Source organism: bacterium SCSIO 12844 (assembly GCA_024397935.1).
Taxonomy (GTDB): Bacteria; Pseudomonadota; Gammaproteobacteria; order Francisellales; family Francisellaceae; genus M0027.
Genome location: CP073743.1, coordinates 1,243,961 through 1,263,136, shown reverse-complemented (window position 1 = coordinate 1,263,136; position 19,176 = coordinate 1,243,961). Strand labels below are relative to the sequence as shown.

Sequence of the window (19,176 nt, the reverse complement as noted above, 5' to 3'; positions counted from 1 at the left end):
CATTAAAATGGATAGCCTAATTCTTAATCAAAAGAATATAGCTACAACTGAAAAACAACACCGCTTTGAAAATAGACTGTATATTGAAATACAAAAGCAATCTCAAGAAAAAAAATATTATATTAAATCTGATCAAGCTAACTATTCCTATAAAAATCTTCTTAAAACAATGCATAAATTATCTAGCCTATTCAATGACTATAAATTATCTCAGGGCGATAAAATTGTTATTATTACACAATATGATCAGTATGCAATTGAGTTATTTTTATCAGCAATTTGTACAGGTTTTTGCCCTATCATTCTATCTAAAGACATCAAAAAACATAAAATAAACCAACTACTTTCTTCAATTAACCCTCAATTAGTTTTTATTGATCAATCACTTGATCAACAGTTTAGATTAGAAAGTAATAAAGTTTTGATAGTACCAACTAAAAAATTACATTTTTTCAAGCATAAGCAAATAGATAAAAAAACCTATCCAGCTATTTTAGCTGAAACTCATTCAAGCGATATTCCAAAAAGATTAGATGCAAATCAATTAGCCTATATTCTTTTTACTTCAGGCTCTACTGATAACCCTAAAGCTGTTGCACATACTTATTCAAGTTTATATACACACTTAGAAACATTAAAAAAAGTGTACCATCATACTGAACAATCTATCATTTATAATAACTTAGATCTAAGTCATGCAGATGGTATAATTCATGGCGCAACATTAACAGCTTTTATTGGCGCTACCTTAATTAGAAATCAGCCCTTCTCAATTCACAATTTAGACAATCAACTTAATTCATTATCCAGATATCAAGTAACTCACTTTATTACAATACCAACAGTGCTTGCATGGGTGGATAGATTTACTCAAGAAGATGATTATTTTTCATATAAGAACTTTAAATATATAATATCAACTGCTGGCGAGCTAAACCAAACATTATGGGATAAATTAAACCAACGCTTTAATCTTTATATTTGTAATATCTATGGACTTACAGAAACCGTCTGCGGTGGTATATTTAATGGTCCTGATATCAATCATACAACTGATAATATTGGCACACCAATTGATATCGATACACTAATTTATGACCAACAATCCAATGAATATTCAAAAACTGGCACAGGTGAGCTACTTATTTCGGGTAAAAGCTTATTTTTGCAATATTACAATAACCCTAAAGCAACTAACGACTGCTTTATTAACTATTCCAAAAAAATATGGTTTAAGACAGGTGATCTTGTCAAAATTGATAAAACTGGCACTGTAAAGATCATCGGTAGAGCCAAATCAGTCATAATTAGTGGTGGTAGAAATATTTACCCTAATGAGATTAATGAAATTTTATTAAAGCATCCAAATATATTAGAGTGTTATACCTTCGCTGAAAAACATGAATTCCATAGTGAAAATGTTGCCACAGCGCTTATTATTAATCAGAAAATTGAAAAGCAACTTATTATAGAACACTGTTTAGAATACTTAGAAACCTATCAAGTTCCAAAAAATATTTATTATGTTAATGAACTGCCTAAGGGTAAATCAGGTAAAGTAATTGACTCTGAATTACAAGCATTACTTCAGCCTCAAAATTCACTAGAAACAGAGATTATAAAAATCTCAGATAATATGATTATTGATATTGCCGCTGACACATTCCAAGTAAATACATCCAGTCTTTCTCTTTCAGACTCAACTGATACTATTGATTTATGGGACTCTTTAGGACATTTAAGCTTTATTAATAAATTAGAAAAGCAATTTAATGTTAAATTTAACTTTCAAGAAATTGTAAATATTAAAAACTTAGAGGATGTTAAAGTCTTACTGGAATCAAAACCTTAATGAAAAATGTAATACCATTATGGTGTTGGCTAATAATATTAGTCATAATATCATTTATTCTTCTGTTAAGCGGCTACCTTATCAAAACACCTCATGATGCATTTTTATCATGGGGACTAAAACGCTTAAATACGACGAATACTAATGTTATAACTGTTGGTACTTCCTTAGTCAGACATGGGTTTTATTTTGATCAATCCTTTGACTCATTTGCCAAAACTAAAGGTCTTAATGATATCAAATTAATTAGATTTACAAAGCCACTTGCTAAACCAGAAGATATTGATACCGTTTTAACCACAATTCAAAGCAACCCAAATCATATTAAATTACTTCTAATACAACTTGAGCCTTATATGTTTTATAACCCTAAAGAATTAAACTATTTTTATACACTACAAAATAACTTCCATACATTTATCAAAAAAATTTCAGATAACTTACATATAACAACTTTTCATAGCCACTATGAAACTGATACCAATATTAACCTTTATCGATCATCATCTTATGAAAAAATTAAATCCCTATTAAAAGATAAAAATACCTTAAAACAATTTAAAACACCTAATATCTCATCTAGTGATCATATACTATTAAAAAATTTACAAAACTCTGGTGTTAACATTGTTTTTATCCAAATGAATTATGCTAAGGAAACATACCAATTTTTATTGCCTAACCACTTAAATCAACAAATACAACAATGGATTTCACAGTTTCAAAAAAACACTGGATACCCAGTTTGGCAATTTCCAAGCTTAAATGCTTCTTACTATACTGATACAGCCCATTTAAATTATAAAGGTAGAAAACTATTTTCTACTTGGGTTATATCCAAAATTAAAAGTAAAGGATTAGTATGACAGATGTACAAATCCAGTTATTTCTAATCTTAGTACTATTAAGTATTGGCTACTGGTTAGTGCCTTTTAAATTTAGAGCCATTTTTATTATCACAATTACCAGCATTTTTTTATACTACTTATCAGCTATTACTTGTGTGATATTATTTATAGAAACTTTATTAAGTTATTATGCTGCAAGACAATACACCAAAAGACATAATAGCCAATTTATTTTTATACCTATTGCCATGCTGACTATATTTTTCATTATTTATCAATATTACTACCAAAAATATAATTTATCCTTACCACTTATTATAGGTTTTGCCTATTTTACTTGTCGACAGATACACTATTTAATTGAAACTTATAAAAACTCAATAACAAACATTCATTTTTTAAATTATCTTAGCTACCAATTTTTCTTACCAGCAATTTTTTCAGGCCCAATCCATCGCTATCAAAATTTTTCTAAACAAATCCAACGTGCTTATATAACAAAAGAAGATATTTCATTAAGTATTGAGCGAATTATCTATGGTTATTTTAAAGTTGTTGTTATCGCTAATTATTTTATTAGTTTTAAAATAATGCCCTTAATTACCAATAAAAATATCATAAGCCTCTATGCAGTTTCTTTTCTCACTTGGCTTTTTATCTATATTTCCTTTAGTGGATTAACCGATATAGCGCTTGGTTTTTCAAAGTTAATGGGGGTTAAATTAGAAGAAAATTTTAATCATCCTTATAAAGCAAACTCGTTAATTGAATTTTGGGAAAGGTGGCATATGACTTTAACGCGTTGGGCAAAAGATTATGTGTTTATGCCAGTTTTCATGACATTTAGAATTAAAATTTTTGCTGTTATTTTTGCATTGATTGCTATTGGCTTTTGGCATGAAGTTTCATTGCATTATATTCTATGGGGGTTATATCAAGCAATCGGCGTTATTTTATGCAAAACCTATACAAATACTGGTGATATATTAAATTTAAAAAAATTACCTCATTTTTATGAGTTAACCATTAAAAAAACTGCAACATTTTTGTGGTTGCTTTCATTTATGCCGTTATATCATTTATTAGGAGTTTATTTATGAGTAAAACGTATTATCTATTAAATAAATTTTTACCAAAATCATTAGCTAATATTTTTGTAGTGCTATGGTTTTCCTTCATCATATTAACAATTCTTGATCGTTCATTGATTGCCTTTCACGGTTTTATTTATTGGGAAGCATAAATAAGGATTTAACTATGAGTAAACTAATTTTAGTTACTGGCAGCACTAAAGGAATAGGACTTGCTATCTCACGTCACTTATACAACAACAATTATCAGGTTATCGGTATTGCACGTAATAAACCAAAATCAATGGAATATTTTAATGACTTATTCCTATGTGACTTATTAGAACCACAAGCAGCTCAAAGCACATTTAATCTGATTAAAGAAAAATATCATATTGATGGTATTGTCAATAATGTTGGTTATGCAAAACCACAAGCAATCCTTGATGTTACTTTAAATGATTTTAATGAGATTCTAAATATCAACTTGATACCTGCACTTAAAAGTATGCAAACGTTCATGCCTGGAATGATTGCACAAAATTGGGGCAGAATCATTAATATTACCAGTCGCGCTATTTTAGGTAAAAAAGAAAGATCTAGCTATAGTGCTGCAAAAGGTGGACTTACTGCAATGAGTCGAACTTGGGCACTAGAAGTTGCTAATAAAGGAATTACAGTTAATGTTGTCGCACCAGGGCCAATCGATACTGAACTATTTGAACAATATCACCCTAAAGGTAGTAATAAGCGAGAAGCATTACTTGCACATATTCCAATGCAGCGTATGGGCTTACCTGAAGAAGTTGCTTATGCTGTTGCTTTTTTACTGAATGAGCAGGCAAGTTTTATCACAGGACAAACACTATTTGTTGATGGCGGCGGCAGTATTGGGGCTTATCATGACTGAAACAAAAACACTGATGAATAGTTTAGCCTATGAGTTTATTAAATTATTAGAATATCGCCAATATAAATACGTATTTGCAGTTCCAGGTGCCACAATAGATCCATTATTATCAGAAGTTAAACAAAGTAAAATACTTAAGCTTATCATTGCTACAGATGAATCATCTGCAGGGTTTATGGCTGATGCTTATGCAAGATTAACTGAACAGCCAGGAATCTGTGCATTTATCTCAAATGCTGGAACAATGAATGCAATGGCAGCAATTTCAACTGCTTATCAAGATAAAAGCCCTGTTTTATTTATATCTGGCAGTAATATTAGCCACTTTGAAAATAACGGTGCTTTTCAAGACCCTGGTATTTATGGATCAAAAGATTTTCATATCGTCTCTAATATAACTAATAATTCACTTATATTAAATGAAAGTGCTAATTTATCAGAGCATATTAAAAATATTACGAACTCACTGAATAAACTGCCTAAATCTCCGGCTTATCTGCAAATTCCAGTTGATATCTTAAAAACAAAAATTAAGCCTCTATCTACATTTACACATAATCAATGCAATAAATATTCAATCAATACAGACTTTATTAATAAAATAAGTGAAGAATATTTACGTAAGAATCATAAAATAATTTTATTAATAGATCACTTATCAAATGCTGATGAGGTTTCACCCCTACTCATTGATTTTGCTGAAAAGTTTCATATTCCTGTTGCAAGCACACTTTATGGTAAAGGTATTTTTCCTGAAAATCATGATTTATATTTAGGAATTTTTGGTTATGGTGGCCATAAACGAGCGCATCAAACACTCTTAGATGAGCAACATAAAATTATCCTTGCCGTTAATGTTGATTTTAATCAACGCAATAGTTTATGTTGGTCAAATAACTTTCAGAAATATGCTAAAATAATTCAAATTAATCAATTTATTCACAATGAATACGCTAAATTTCCAATAACTGATAAGACTGTCAGTTGTTTAAGGTCAACGTTTCAGTATTTATCCAGAGAGCATAATTACCTGTATAAGACCATAAAACAAAGACAACAATGGCTTATAAATATAAAACAAATTCCAAAATTCTTTATCCCAACTGAAATATCAAAAACTCAGCTTGTAAGGCCTTCAGTTGCCATACAAAAGCTGCGTCAAGTTTGTCCAAATGATACAATACTTTCTGTTGACTCTGGTGAGCACCGTATATTTGCTGCTCATTATTGGTTAGCTTATAAACCCAAGCAATACTTAACTTCTATTAATAATGCCATGATGGGCTGGGCCATTGCATCAGGCATAAGTGCCAAACTCACATTTCCTGATAAGCCTAGTATTGTAATTACGGGAGATGGTTGTATGCTAATGAATGGTAATGCAATTGCTACTGCTGCCAAATATAATTTAGCAGTTATTTATATCATCATTAATAATAACGCCATGTCTAAAATAAACCATCAATACCGTATGTTAAATAATTACAACTGGGAATCTTATGCCAAAGCGCTAGGACTTGAAGCATTTACTATTAATGATGAAAATTCATTAACCAATACATATAAAAAAGCTTTGCAGTTAAATAAACCCTGCTTAATTGATATAAAATGCTGTCCAAACTCCATTGCGCCCAATGAAACTTACATTACTGAGGAAAAGTATGTCATATAAAATTAATCAGGTTATCCCAAATAATATATCTGTTGTTATTATCCAAAGTTGTTCACAATCATTAGCAGAAAAGGTTATCAGTTGGGCATTGACTAAGCAAATCCGTGTTGTTTTTATGCCACCACATATTGATAAAAAATACTTAATTGACATTAAAAAGCATCTAGGAAACTATATTTTAATCTACCAAGATACAAATGATAATTTTCTATGTGAGATTAATCATATAAATTATGCATGTACTGACTTATTTGATAAAAATCCAATACCAATTACATTAGAGCATACACGAAAGCTATGGCCTAAAGAAAAAGTTGCATTTGTAACTTTCACCTCAGGTTCAATAGGTCTACCAAAAGCTGTTTGTCATTCATTTGGAAATGTTATCTACTCTGTAAAATATTTTCTTAATAGTTTGAATATTAAGCCAAATGATAAGGTTTTAACATTTGCACCTTTAGATACAATTGGCGGCTTAAAATTTTTAATTATATCGCTATTTAAATTAGCTCAGTCAACCATTGGTAATATTCAACAACCACATGACTGGTTAACGATACTTAATCAAATACAACCAGATTTTGTACTTTGCTCTCCAAAATTCATTGAACTGGCAATTGAGTATGAAAAACTCTTTCAAATGATTCCTCAAGCAAAGATTTATTTTTCAGGAGGATCACACCTTTCTCAAATATTAAAACATTCATTTGAAGAAAAGTTTCAAACGAAAATCATTAATGGCTATGGTACTACTGAGACTTGTGGCTCATTTATCATTGATAAAACAGGTGACGGCTTTTCAACTAATAGCGATCAACTTTTAGATATGAATTTAAAGTCATTATCTGATACTAATTCCGTCTTTAAATTATCCATCCAAACAAAAAGTAATTTTTTATGCTATCTGGGTGAAAATATTCAAACCAATCGATACTACCACACTGGTGATATTATTAAAAAAAACAATCAAAAGATAGTATTTGTAGGACGATCAAATAGAGCCTTCAAATCAAAAGATGGCCTAGCTTTCTTACAGCCAGAAATTTTAGAACAATATTTATGTAATCAAGCGGAAATTAATGACGCTTATGTCACTTCTAATGTTGATACTTCTCTAGCGCCTTATACTTGCTATATAAGTTCAAATACTAAAATCAATATGAAACAATTGAAAAAGGATATTATTTCTTCTATTGATAAAAGCTATGCACAATTAAATTTTTTACCCGCTAAAATCATAAGAAATACTATGGGCAAGCTACAGACTATTCAAGAGACCGCTGACATTTGAAATAGAAAATAGCAATCATTTTAAACATTGAAAATCATAACAACTTAGTTTATCTTACTTATCAATTAAATCATTATCAATAAACTGATTACTCCATGAATCATAAAGATACTAAGCTTATTCATTCATATAAAAAAAATAATAAATTAACTTCTTCTATTAAAACAGAAAAGCCACCTATTTATCAAAATGCCTGCTTTATCTATGACCATAATCTTCAAGGTGAAGGTTATACCTATAGCCGCAAAGCTAACCCCAATCGTACTGATTTAGAAAAAAAATTGGCCATTTTAGATAAAGCTCAATACAGTTTTGCACTAGCTAGTGGCACTCAAGCAATCCATGCTATATTAAGTCTTTTATCTAGTAACAGTCATTTATTAATTTCAGAACATTTATACAGCGGCAGTCATTTATTAATTGATCAACTAGTTGAACAATATCAAATTGAAGTATCGACAATTACCAACAATCAAACTAATGACATAAAAGTAATTCAATCAAAATTACAACAAAATACACAACTAATATTTGTTGAATCACCTAGCAATCCTACTCAAGAAGCAGTAGATATCAAAACGTTATCTTTAATCGCTAATGAGAAAAATATTTTACTAGCAATTGATAATTCATTACGCTCATCTTATCTATACCAACCATTATCACTCGGTGCTGATATCGCTGTTCAATCGGCGGCAAAACATTTAGGTGGGCATAATGACCTTATGGCTGGCGTTATTAGCGTTAATAATGATATTTTATCTGAACAATTAAATAAACTCATACAAACCTATGGCCTTGGTTTAACTGCATTTGATAGTTGGCTTTTATCAAGAAGCTTAGATACTGTTGGATTACGAATGCGACAACAGCAACACTCCGCTCAATTAATTGCAAACTGGTTAAAATCAAATAAACAAGTCAATGAAATTTATTATGATGGCTTAGGCAGTGTGATTGCATTTAGCCTTAACTATACAAATTTAACGAATTTATGGCTTGAACATGCTTCATCATTTTTTAATATTAGTCGCAATTTTGGTGGCATTCACTCTAGCCTTAGCATCCCAAGTTTAATGTCACATCAAGAAACATTTAACTCACTGAAATCTAATAATAAAAACTTACCATTTAGTCCTAATTTAATTCGTTTATCTGTTGGTATTGAAGATAGTAGTGATATTTTAAGCGCTATAAAAAATGCTTTTGAGCAGTTATTGGCACAAGAAAATAAGATGCATAATAAGCTAGATTTTGAGATATGATAATTCAGATAATATCAATTAATTCTCTAACATGCTTCACTGGTAGAATTTTCATATTATCAATAGATTTAGCTGGCTTATTTGAATAGGGTATGACTGCTGTTTTAAAGCCATGTTTTTTTGCTTCGATAATTCGATCTTGACCATGGCTAACAGGTCTTATTTCACCTGATAAACCAACTTCACCAAAAATAAGCCAATTCTCAGGTATTGGTTTATTTTTATAGCTTGAGATAATAGCAACAATTAAAGCTAAGTCACTGCTTGTTTCAGTTACTTTAACACCACCAACAACATTAACAAAAACATCATAATTACCTAGCATTAAACTTACATGCTTATGCAATACAGCAATTAAAATTGAAATTCGATTATAATCTAAGCCTACCGTTACACGTCGTGGATTACCAAAGCCATTTTCATCAACTAAAACTTGCACCTCAACTAATAACGGTCGTGACCCCTCCCACACTGACATGATCACACTACCAGAAATTTCTTCTTCAGTTCTACTTAAAAAGATAGCTGAAGGGTTTTTAACTTGGCGCATCCCCTTATCAGTCATCGCAAATACGCCCAATTCATTAATAGCACCAAAACGATTTTTAACTGCTCGCATTACACGATACCTACCATCATTTTGACCTTCAATAAGCACCACCACATCAACAATATGCTCTAAGACTCTTGGACCTGCTACTTCACCTGTTTTAGTGACATGACCGATTAAGAAAATAGCACAATTTTTCTCTTTAGCTAAACGTGTCAAAATCGCTGTTGATTCACGTACTTGTGCAACACCGCCTGGCGCAGACTGAAGCATTTCAGTTGCCATCGTTTGAATCGAGTCGATAATCATAACATCAGGCTTATGTTCCTCAAATACATGAATAATTGACTCAATATTTGTCTCAGCCATTAATTTTACTCGATCACGCTCAAGATTCATACGGTGAGCTCTTAAAGCTACTTGGTGTGGGGACTCTTCTCCTGTGATATATAAAACTTGATGTGTTTTTGAAATAGAACAAGCCATTTGTAATAAAATAGATGATTTTCCAATACCTGGATCACCACCAATTAGTGTCACGGCCCCTGGCACAATACCACCGCCTAAAACATGATCAAATTCAGAAAATCCTGATGAAAAACGGCTAACATGCGCTAACTCAACATCACTTAATGTTTTAACTACACTAGCTGTTCCTGCATAGCCTTTATGTGACAACGATGTCATATTTTTCTTGGTCATCACTTGTTCAATTAGTGTATTCCAACTTAAACAATCAGGACATTGCCCTTGCCATTTAGAACTTAAGCTACCACAGTTTTGACAAGCATATTGTGTTTTTACCTTTGTCATATTTATCCATTACTTTTATACCATTTTAACAACTGATCTGCTGCAATTGGCTCGCTATAATAATATCCTTGTACATAATCACAATGATAATGATAAAGCTGAGAAATTACTTCCTCACTTTCAACGCCCTCTGCAACAACACTTAATCCCATTTTATGTGCCAACTGAATAATTGAACCAACAATCATAACTGACTCAGGCTCTATATTGAGCTTTGTAATAAATGATTTATCAATTTTTATCTCATTAGCTGGTAATTCTTTTAAATATGCTATTGATGAATAGCCAACACCAAAATCATCAATCGCAATTGAAATCCCTCTATGATTAATCGCCTCTAAAATTAACTTAGCTTTTTGGATATTTTTAATTACATCACTTTCAGTAATTTCTAATGCAAATAAGTTTGATGGGATATCATAATGATCAAGCTTAGTATTTAATAATTTCAATAACCCTTCATCTACTAAATCTCGTGATGATATATTTACAGCTACTTTAATTTCATATCCTTGATCAAGCCACTTTCTAATATATAAGCACGTTTGATCTAATGCCCAGTGCGTTAATTTTTGAATATGACCTGTTCGCTCTGCTAAAGGAATAAAATCTTCTGGTTTAACCAAACCTCTATTTGGTCTATGCCAACGAACGAGCGCCTCTACATAATATATTTGCTGCCCTGTTAAAGAGATTTTCGGTTGAAACCATAATTCAAACTCATCATTTTTAATACCACTAACTAAGTCGCCCATAATTGATAGCTGATCAGAGCTTAACCGATCCATTGATGGTTCATATAATAAGACATTATGATTACCCAACTGAGCACGATATAAAACATGGTCTCCACGACGAATCCAAGCTCTTGCATCTGAATTAACATTTTGAATCAGACATAAGCCAATATAGGGTGTAATATCAATTTTAAACGATTGTATTCGATAAGGATCTTCAAGCAGTATATGTATTGCAAAAGCTGCACTTTCCAATTCAGTCATTGATTGATTTTCAAATAATAATATCATTTTATCATCAGAGAAGCGGGCTAAAACTTTCACTCCCTCATAAGCACTTAAACGCCCTATAAGTTTTAATATCAATAAATCACTTATCCTATGACCTAAGGTATAACTAATTTCATTCAGTCTGCCAATACCAATAAACATCATCCCAATATTTTGAATTTTATTTAATGACAAACGTTTTAACTCTGCATCTAGCAATACTTCAAAGTATTGACGGTTAGGTAATTGCGTTTGCAGATCATGCAAAGCTGTATGGCGAATTTCAGCTTCTCTTGTTTGTATCGTTTTTACCATATAACCAAAAGTTTCAGATAAGGTTTTAAACTCATCCTGTCGCCTTTTTGGTAAATCTACATCATAATTTCCTTTTGCAATTTGACGTGCTACTTTCACTAACTCTTTTATCGGTTCAGACATTTTTATGCCTAATAACCAAGCACCAACAACAATAAATAACAACCCATAGGAAAATAATAATAAAAGTTTCATCATTAACTGATTTAACATCTTAAATATTTCACTGTATGGATATAATAATAAAATGCCTAAATTACGATGAATATCACCTGCACCTTTAACTAAATGCACAGGCACTGATAAATATTTTTGACCATTAATAACTACTACATTTACTTCTTGTTGCTGCTCTAATAAAACTTCATTTTCTTTCAAAAATGAACTAAGCGATTGTTTTGATAACCCTTTTACTGAGCCAATTGCAGAGACAAGATTAGGATTAGTCGGTTGAACTAGCTTATCATTAGGCTTATCATAAAGTAACACACCTAAATTTGCTGAAAACTTTTGATTTAATTCATGTAAACTATCTTGAATGACTGCTGAACCAACACCGAGCCAAATCCACTTATGTGTTTTAGGATCATTAATTGCAACCATATAAAACTCATATAATAAACCATCAAGCTTTATAAATGTTATCAAGTTAACATCAGCATCTGTATTTTTGCTATATATCTTTGCTTCTAGTGTACTTTTTAAGATAAATGAAATCGGACTTGCTTTAATTTCTTTACCCGTATCAATAATAATTTGACCATCGGTAATTAATAGCATTCGTTCGACTTTATAGGTATTTTGTAATTCAGTTAGCCGGCCATATAGTTGAGAGATATTATAATCTTTTAAAATATTTTGAAACGCACGATCCGATACAATCAATAAAGCCTGAGTTTTTAAAATATCATCTTGAAAAACCAAACGTCTCTGAAAAACTTGAGAAGCGTAGCTTAGTTCATCCTTCGCTTCATCAATCAATCGAGTTTCAAATGCTTGATACACCGCATACAACACACCACACTGAATCAGTATAAACAGTAAACTGAAAAATAAAATCATGCGGCTTTGAAATGATTTAAACATACTGCTTAAACTTTATCTTTAAATTTATTATCTCTCTACATGTAAGTATAGTATGCTTCTATTAATTTGATTCAAACATTGAAATAACTTGTTTTAAATCTTCTTGTGTATCGACACCAGGCGGTGTTGGCATTTTAGATACAGCAAAATGAATTTTTTCACCATGCCATAATACTCTTAACTGCTCTAGTTTTTCCCAAGCTTCGATAGGAGATGGCCTTAACTGACTATAGCGCGCTAAAAACTCACAACGATAAGCATACATGCCAATATGTCGATAACAATGTACATCAGATGGTAGCATTTTTGGAAAATTTCCCCTAGCCCATGGAATTGGTGCTCGAGAAAAATAAAGTGCATAACCATTTTTATCGGTAACAACTTTAACACAGTTTGGATTTAACACATCATCAATATTATTGATTGGTTCACCTAATGTAGCAATAGCAGCTTCAGGGTGTCCTAGTAAATTTTCTGCAACTTGATGTACATTATCAACAGGAATTAATGGCTCATCACCTTGAATATTAATAATAATATCTTCTGGGCTATAGTTTTTAAGCTTAACTGCTTCTGCTAGACGATCAGTTCCTGATGGGTGAGACTTAGATGTCAAGCAAACATTTCCATCAAATGACTCAACTTCAGCTACAATTTCTTCACTGTCGGTAGCAATTAACACTGAATCAAATTGACAAGCCATTGCTCGTTCATAAACCCACTGAATAATCGTTTTTCCATGAATCTCTAATAACGCTTTACGTGGCAACCGTTGAGAATCTAACCTAGCCGGTATAATAATACGTTTTTTAGCCATTTTTTTCCCTATCAATTTCATCAAGCGTTAATGTTTTTGCTTGATCTTCCAGCATAACAGGAATGCCATTTTCAATTGGATAAGCCAATCGATCATTATAACAAACCAAAAAATGTTTATCTTTACTTATATGAACTGTACCCTTACAAACTGGGCAGGCAATAATATCAAGAATTTTAGAATTTACCAATCTCAAAGCTCCCTGTTTTATTGATCACAATAAATTGACCCTGTCCTATCATACACGCTATCAATAGCTTAAGATAGCTTTTACTCGCCAACTTCTATGACAAAAGTAACTTCAAAATCACTCTGATGTGTATCAATAACTTTATGGCCATGAACTCGACACCAAGCAGGTATATCTTCCAAACTTCCTGGATCAGTACAGATAACTTTAAGTCTATCTCCCTTATTCATAGCTTTAATTTGATTCTGAGTTTTAATCACCGGCATTGGACATAAAAGCCTTCTTGCATCTAATTCAGTTATACGTGCCATTGTGATTTAATCTCCTCCGGCTTTAATGGTTTTACTGTAACATCCTCATTAACCCCATTAGGATAGCTAACTCTTACTGTCACTTCATCTAAAAGACGATCTTTAGAATAACGCGCCACAACCTGACTTGCCAACTCAATATCATCTTTTTCTATTTGCCCATCAATTAATGTTAAAGGACCCTGACAGCTAATAGGCTCTAAAGTAGTAAACTGTTTTTTATAACCTCGCATAAAATGATTTTCACCTTCTTCTCTACTGATGATCAATTTATAATGGGATTTAGGACGCAAATGACGCCCAATTTTAAGTAACATAATATCATCAAAGTCATAATCTCTACTGTGACGGGATTGCCACAAATCAACCAACTTATCCGAATACTGTTTATCCGTTAAAAAACAACAACCACCTGCCGGTTGCGCATAATCATCAAAATGATACTGCTGTGCCAATTCAATTTGTGATTTTCTGCTTCTACCAGTAATTGCATGTAAATGCTCTCTATTAACCCACCTTTCTCGCTCTGGTAAAGTTTCAGGTAAATTTTTAGCACACAAAGGCCTTAGTAAAAGATCATCAATACCTGAACGCTTTTGCACAATCGGCATGGTATTTTTTCTTTGTGACATAGGTCGTTGACCAATCACTTCACCGGTAATAATAAAATCAAAATCATTTTCTTCTAGCCATTGCTTTGCCTTTTTAACCATAAAAATCTTACAGTCAAGACAAGGATTCATGTTTTGACCATAGCCATAGCGTGGATTTAATAAAACATCTTTGTACTCTTCAATAACATCAATAATATGTAGTTTTATCCCTAACTGATCAGCAACCCAAAGCGCATTATTCCTTTTAGGTTTAGACTTATCTTTTTTCCTTATCGCATGAGTATGGCCTTCTACACAAAAACCAGTAAAAAAGTTAATACCTTCTACATGAACACCTTCTTCCATAACAACTTTTGCAGCTAGCATTGAATCTAAGCCACCAGAGATCAGAGCAATCGCTTTAGGTTGTTTTTTCATCTAATTTACCTTTTTATCGTTATTTTCTTATTTTGTTTTTATTGTTTCATTGAAGTGGTGCTATTTTAGCCAATTTTCTCATAAAAAAAACCCTAAAATGCTAATTATTTCAGTAATTTTTTCATTTTACTTGAAAATTTAACATTTTAGTTCTTTAATCAGAAGTAGAGAGGGAGGATGCTACTATGTATGAGCAATGGGAAACTGAAGCACATGACGTTCAACTTGCAAAGGCAATTATGGAGCGCTACACAGACCCAGAAGATGACGTGATAGGCATCAACGAAGTCATCATTACACAAGAAGGCACCATGACTACTACTCGTGCCCACTGGGTAATTAAACTCGAAGAGTCATTACAAAAACTCTATGGCGAATCCAAAGGCGTCAATATAACTAATAAATTACTCACCCAACTTGTTATTCGTGATGATGAAACTCATTAACCAACAAAATATAATTCTTTGTTTAATTTATAGACAATAGCATTTTACCATGTCATAATATTTATATAAAATATTTTATATAAGAGACGGTAAAATGGAAACAATAAAAGAAAATAACCTAACCTCTTTTCCAAAATCAAAACAAATCCATCATTATATCTCACTAAATAACAAACAATTACGCATTTTAAGTAAAATATATGATGATCTTACATATAATGTCGCAATCGAAGTGCTTAAGTATCGCAAATTTCATTTAAATATCTTATGGTTATCTAAATTATTAAATGCCAACCCATTTGACATTAAGAAGTGTTTAAGTACGTTAGCTAAGCTTTCTTTGATTCAATTTGATAAAACGCACATTAGAATTCGCTAATTTTTTTATTATTTCTCTTAATAGAAATTTGGTCATTGCCTTTAAACCATGTACAATATGGACGATAAATTTGTAAATTGATTATATTAATAAAGGTGATATCCATGTCCATAGATATTAAAACTGTACAACATGTAGCTAATCTTTCACGTTTAGAATTTAGTGATGCTGAGGCTGAAAAATTAACTGATGAATTAAGTAACATCTTAAGCTTAATTGATACAATGAACGCACAAGATACGGATGAAATACTACCAATGGCCCATCCCTTTGATGTTTTTCAGTTGATGCGAGATGATGAAGTTAATGAAATTAACCAACGAGATGCATTTCAAGAAGTTGCCCCATCAACCGAAGCAGGATTATATCTAGTACCAAAAGTAATTGAATAACACGGAGTTTAATATGCATACCTTATCGGTAAAAAATTTACGCCAAAAATTAGATAATAAAGAAATATCAAGCGTAGAATTAACAAAACATTTTTTAGATCGAATTAAAAATCTTAATCCAACGATTAATGCAATGATCACGACAACAGAAGAAGTTGCATTAAAATCTGCAGAAAATGCAGATCAATTAATTAACCAAGGCAAACAATCACCGTTAACCGGTATTCCTATTATCCAAAAAGATATCTTCTGTACGAAAGGAGTTAAAACATCTGCTGGCTCTAAAATGCTTGATACGTTTATTTCTCCTTATGATGCAACAGTCGTTGAAAAATGCAATGCATCAGGTACAGTCTTATTAGGAAAAGCCAATATGGATGAATTTGCCATGGGCTCATCAAATGAAAACAGTTATTATGGTGCTGTTAAAAACCCATGGAATTTAGAAACAGCCCCTGGTGGTTCTTCTGGTGGCTCTGCTGCTGCAATTGCTGCTGGATTTGCACCGATTGCAACCGGCACAGACACTGGTGGCTCAATCCGACAGCCTGCTGCACTTTGTGGTATTTCAGGTTTAAAACCAACCTATGGTCGTGTTTCACGTTATGGTATGATTGCATTTGCATCTTCACTAGATCAAGGCGGTCCAATGGCTAAATCAGCTGAAGATTTAGCTTATTTGCTGAATGTAATGACAGGCTTTGACCATCGTGACTCAACTTCGGTTAATAAGCCAACTGAAGATTATACATTAGCACTTGAAAAACCACTAAACGGCTTAAAAATTGGTTTACCCAAAGAATATTTTAGCGATAAGTTAGATAGTGAGATTCAAAAAATTATAGAAAATGCTATCGATACTTATAAAAAACTAGGTGCAACAATTAAAGAGGTTTCATTAGCTCACAGCCATTTAGCATTGCCTGCTTATTATATTATTGCGCCATCTGAATGCTCATCTAATTTAGCTCGATATGATGGTGTACGCTATGGTTATCGAAGTGAAAACCCAACTGATTTGGTTGATATGTATAAACGCTCTCGCTCAGAAGGCTTTGGTGATGAAGTTAAGCGTAGAGTTATGGTTGGTACTTATGCCCTATCTTCTGGTTATTATGATGCTTACTATGCTAAAGCTCAAAAAATTCGCCGCCTTGTCAGCCAAGACTTTCAAAATACATTTAATGATGTTGATATTATTTTAGCACCAACAACACCATCAACTGCATTTAAGCTAGATGAAAAAGCAAATGACCCTGTCAGCATGTATTTATCAGATATATACACCATACCAGTAAATCTTGCAGGCCTACCTGCTATGTCTATCCCAGCTGGATTTTGTAATAACCTACCAGTTGGCTTACAATTAATTGGTAATGCATTTAAAGAAAGTCAATTATTAAACGCAGCTTATCAATTTCAATTAAACACTGATTATCATAAACAAACACCAGCATTATAAGAGAGTTTCGAAGATGGATTTAAATAAGTGGGAAACCGTAATTGGTCTTGAAGTTCATACACAACTAGCTACAAAATCTAAATTATTTTCAGGTGCATCTGCCGCTTATGGTGCAGATCCAAATACACAAGCTTGTGCAATTGATATTGCATTACCTGGCGTTCTACCTGTTTTAAATAAAAATGCTGTTAAAATGGCTGTGAAATTTGGACTTGCTATTGATGCAGAAATTTGCAAAGACTCTGTTTTTGCACGCAAGAATTATTTTTACCCTGATTTACCAAAAGGTTATCAAATTAGCCAATATGAGAAACCAATTGTTGGCAAAGGCCACATCGATATTATTTTAGATGATGGTAGTACAAAGCGTATTGGTATTACCCGCGCTCATTTAGAAGAAGATGCTGGTAAATCTTTACATGAAGACTTTCATGGGCAAAGTGGCATCGACTTAAATCGCGCTGGCGTACCTCTATTAGAAATTGTATCTGAACCTGATATTCGCTCTGCAAAAGAAGCCATAACCTATTTAAAAACACTGCATACATTAGTCCGATACTTAGATATCTCTGACGGTAATATGCAAGAAGGCTCTTTTCGTTGCGATGTTAATGTTTCTGTTCGCCCTAAAGGCCAAGCTGAACTTGGTACGCGTGCAGAAGTTAAAAATGTTAATTCATTTCGCTTTATTGAGCGTGCCATTACCTATGAAATTGAGCGACAAATTTCATTAATTGAAAACGGTGGTACTGTTGTACAAGAAACTCGATTATATGATGCAGCTAAAAATGAAACACGCTCATTGCGTACTAAAGAAGATGCACATGATTATCGTTATTTTCCTGACCCTGATTTATTACCTGCAGTATTTGATCAAGCATTTGTAGATGATGTACTAACTACCATGCCTGAATTACCTGAACAAAAACGCCAACGATTAATGGTTGATTATGCACTAAGCGCCTATGATGCAAGTGTGCTTGTATCCTCAAGAGCACTTTCCGATTACTACGAAACTGTCGTTGCAAAAACATCAGATGCTAAGTTATCTGCTAACTGGGTTATGGGTGATTTAGCTGCAATGCTAAATAAAGAGAACATCACTATCAAAGAAAGTAAAGTTGAAGCTCAAAAGCTTGCTGAACTTATTAACCGAATTAAAGATAATACGATCTCTGGACGTATTGCAAAAGAAGTATTTGAAATCATGTGGGAAAGTAGTGATTCTGCTGATCATATTATTGAAGCAAAAGGCTTAAAACAAATCACCGATACTTCTGCTCTAGAGCATATGGTAGATGAAATTATTACCAATAGCCCTCAACAGCTAGAGCAGTATAAAAGCGGTAAAACCAAGTTATTTGGTTACTTCGTTGGCCAAGTTATGAAAGCTTCAAAAGGTAAAGCAAATCCACAGCAAATTAATACCATTTTAAAAGAAAAATTAGAAAAAGTATAAGAAGATGTAA

General features: G+C 32.3%; 19 protein-coding genes. 13 read left to right on the top strand and 6 right to left on the bottom strand.

The window, feature by feature from the left end:
* Positions 1–7: 7 nt before the first annotated feature.
* The 8 genes from KFE69_06085 (at position 8) to KFE69_06050 (ending at position 8,908) form a co-directional block, all read left to right on the top strand.
* Positions 8–1,852 carry an AMP-binding protein gene (locus KFE69_06085; GenBank protein UTW43657.1) on the top strand — a complete coding sequence of 615 codons (1,845 nt, stop codon included), beginning with the start codon at positions 8–10 and terminating at the stop codon, positions 1,850–1,852.
* Positions 1,852–2,718: a hypothetical protein gene (locus KFE69_06080; GenBank protein UTW43656.1), complete on the top strand. Its 867-nt coding sequence runs from the start codon at positions 1,852–1,854 to the stop codon at positions 2,716–2,718. Before KFE69_06085 ends, KFE69_06080 begins: the two co-directional genes overlap by 1 nt.
* A complete protein-coding gene (locus KFE69_06075) occupies positions 2,715–3,800 on the top strand; it encodes a hypothetical protein (GenBank protein ID UTW43655.1) in 1,086 nt (361 codons plus the stop codon). The genes KFE69_06080 and KFE69_06075 overlap by 4 nt, the downstream gene beginning before the upstream one ends.
* Positions 3,797–3,943 carry a hypothetical protein gene (locus KFE69_06070; GenBank protein UTW43654.1) on the top strand — a complete coding sequence of 49 codons (147 nt, stop codon included), beginning with the start codon at positions 3,797–3,799 and terminating at the stop codon, positions 3,941–3,943. Before KFE69_06075 ends, KFE69_06070 begins: the two co-directional genes overlap by 4 nt.
* Positions 3,944–3,957: 14 nt before the next feature.
* Positions 3,958–4,680 carry an SDR family oxidoreductase gene (locus KFE69_06065; GenBank protein ID UTW43653.1) on the top strand — a complete coding sequence of 241 codons (723 nt, stop codon included), beginning with the start codon at positions 3,958–3,960 and terminating at the stop codon, positions 4,678–4,680.
* On the top strand, positions 4,673–6,352 hold the full coding sequence (locus tag KFE69_06060) for a thiamine pyrophosphate-binding protein (protein UTW43652.1): 1,680 nt from the start codon (positions 4,673–4,675) through the stop codon (positions 6,350–6,352). The genes KFE69_06065 and KFE69_06060 overlap by 8 nt, the downstream gene beginning before the upstream one ends.
* Positions 6,342–7,643 carry an AMP-binding protein gene (locus KFE69_06055; protein ID UTW43651.1) on the top strand — a complete coding sequence of 434 codons (1,302 nt, stop codon included), beginning with the start codon at positions 6,342–6,344 and terminating at the stop codon, positions 7,641–7,643. The genes KFE69_06060 and KFE69_06055 overlap by 11 nt, the downstream gene beginning before the upstream one ends.
* Before the next feature lie 95 nt (positions 7,644–7,738).
* Complete coding sequence (locus KFE69_06050) at positions 7,739–8,908, top strand: PLP-dependent transferase (protein UTW43650.1); 1,170 nt, start codon at positions 7,739–7,741, stop codon at positions 8,906–8,908.
* Positions 8,909–8,912: 4 nt separating this feature from the next.
* Here KFE69_06050 and radA read toward each other — a convergent pair whose 3' ends face one another.
* The 6 genes from radA to KFE69_06020 all read right to left on the bottom strand — a co-directional run bounded on the left by radA (position 8,913) and on the right by KFE69_06020 (position 15,028).
* Positions 8,913–10,271, bottom strand: a complete 1,359-nt coding sequence (gene radA, locus KFE69_06045; GenBank protein UTW43649.1) for a DNA repair protein RadA — start codon at positions 10,269–10,271, stop codon at positions 8,913–8,915.
* A gap of 2 nt (positions 10,272–10,273) precedes the next feature.
* On the bottom strand, positions 10,274–12,679 hold the full coding sequence (locus tag KFE69_06040) for an EAL domain-containing protein (GenBank protein UTW43648.1): 2,406 nt from the start codon (positions 12,677–12,679) through the stop codon (positions 10,274–10,276).
* 61 nt (positions 12,680–12,740) lie between these two features.
* Complete coding sequence (gene kdsB / locus KFE69_06035) at positions 12,741–13,496, bottom strand: 3-deoxy-manno-octulosonate cytidylyltransferase (protein UTW43647.1); 756 nt, start codon at positions 13,494–13,496, stop codon at positions 12,741–12,743.
* The gene (locus tag KFE69_06030) at positions 13,489–13,686 is read right to left on the bottom strand and encodes a Trm112 family protein (GenBank protein ID UTW43646.1); all 198 of its coding nucleotides are present in this window, start codon (positions 13,684–13,686) and stop codon (positions 13,489–13,491) included. Before KFE69_06030 ends, kdsB begins: the two co-directional genes overlap by 8 nt.
* An 80-nt stretch (positions 13,687–13,766) precedes the next feature.
* Entirely contained in the window at positions 13,767–13,997 is a 231-nt protein-coding gene (locus KFE69_06025) for a sulfurtransferase TusA family protein (GenBank protein ID UTW43645.1), read from the bottom strand.
* Entirely contained in the window at positions 13,985–15,028 is a 1,044-nt protein-coding gene (locus tag KFE69_06020) for a tRNA (5-methylaminomethyl-2-thiouridylate)-methyltransferase (protein UTW43644.1), read from the bottom strand. The genes KFE69_06025 and KFE69_06020 overlap by 13 nt, the downstream gene beginning before the upstream one ends.
* 185 nt (positions 15,029–15,213) lie before the next feature.
* Between KFE69_06020 and KFE69_06015 the strand changes: the two genes are divergently transcribed.
* From KFE69_06015 to gatB, 5 genes are all read left to right on the top strand, one after another.
* The gene (locus tag KFE69_06015) at positions 15,214–15,474 is read left to right on the top strand and encodes a hypothetical protein (GenBank protein ID UTW43643.1); all 261 of its coding nucleotides are present in this window, start codon (positions 15,214–15,216) and stop codon (positions 15,472–15,474) included.
* A gap of 94 nt (positions 15,475–15,568) precedes the next feature.
* A complete protein-coding gene (locus KFE69_06010) occupies positions 15,569–15,853 on the top strand; it encodes a hypothetical protein (protein UTW43642.1) in 285 nt (94 codons plus the stop codon).
* A gap of 104 nt (positions 15,854–15,957) precedes the next feature.
* Positions 15,958–16,245: an Asp-tRNA(Asn)/Glu-tRNA(Gln) amidotransferase subunit GatC gene (gene gatC / locus KFE69_06005; GenBank protein UTW43641.1), complete on the top strand. Its 288-nt coding sequence runs from the start codon at positions 15,958–15,960 to the stop codon at positions 16,243–16,245.
* A 13-nt stretch (positions 16,246–16,258) separates the two neighbouring features.
* Positions 16,259–17,707 (top strand): Asp-tRNA(Asn)/Glu-tRNA(Gln) amidotransferase subunit GatA, encoded by a 1,449-nt coding sequence (gene gatA, locus KFE69_06000; protein ID UTW43640.1) that lies wholly within the window; start codon positions 16,259–16,261, stop codon positions 17,705–17,707.
* 13 nt (positions 17,708–17,720) lie between these two features.
* Complete coding sequence (gene gatB / locus KFE69_05995) at positions 17,721–19,166, top strand: Asp-tRNA(Asn)/Glu-tRNA(Gln) amidotransferase subunit GatB (protein ID UTW43639.1); 1,446 nt, start codon at positions 17,721–17,723, stop codon at positions 19,164–19,166.
* Positions 19,167–19,176: the final 10 nt, after the last annotated feature.